General features: G+C 58.4%; 1 protein-coding gene. It reads right to left on the reverse strand.

What is annotated here, in order from left to right:
* Positions 1 to 51 precede the first annotated feature (51 nt).
* A complete protein-coding gene (locus HMPREF2975_RS07630) occupies positions 52 to 513 on the reverse strand; it encodes a phage holin family protein (RefSeq protein WP_036324911.1) in 462 nt (153 codons plus the stop codon).
* Positions 514 to 572 lie beyond the last annotated feature (59 nt).

Consider the following 572-nt stretch of genomic DNA (forward strand, 5'->3'; position numbering starts at 1 on the left):
AGTGTGTGTTCATGATGAGGTCGATGTCGGCCTCAAGCGTGTTCCAATTCTTCATGACTGGTTCTCCTTTGTGTTTTCAGTGGTCGTTTCGGTCAGTGAGGGCCTGGTTTCGGCGCGGTTGGCGATCGCATCGAGCGCCCCACGCATCTGGGATGGGACAGGCAGTCCCAAGCGGGTGGCGTTCTCCACCAGCGAGATGCCTTCGTTGGACAGGTAGAAGAAAATGACCGCCGCGCGTAGCACGCCGGGTGCTCCGAGAATATGGACGTCGATGAGGTGGGCGAGGCCGACGAGGGTGAAGATGAGGATTTTGCGGCTGATACCCCTAAAACCGACGGATGAGCTGAGGCGGCGCTCGTTGATGGCGGCCAGCACCCCGGTGATGTAGTCGGCGATAGCGAAGACGATCAGCGCATAGACGAGGCCGTCGAGGCCTCCAAGATAAGCGGCGAGCCAGGCACCAATACCAGCGATCCCGGTTTGGATGGCGTGCCAGATGGCGTGAAGAGACATGGGAATGATTCCTTTCGTGGGCATAAAAAATTGCCCACACCCATCTGGGGTGAAGGCAT

It is taken from the genome of Actinomyces sp. HMSC065F12, assembly GCF_001814535.1.
GTDB classification, from domain to species: domain Bacteria; phylum Actinomycetota; class Actinomycetes; order Actinomycetales; family Actinomycetaceae; genus Pauljensenia; species Pauljensenia radingae_A.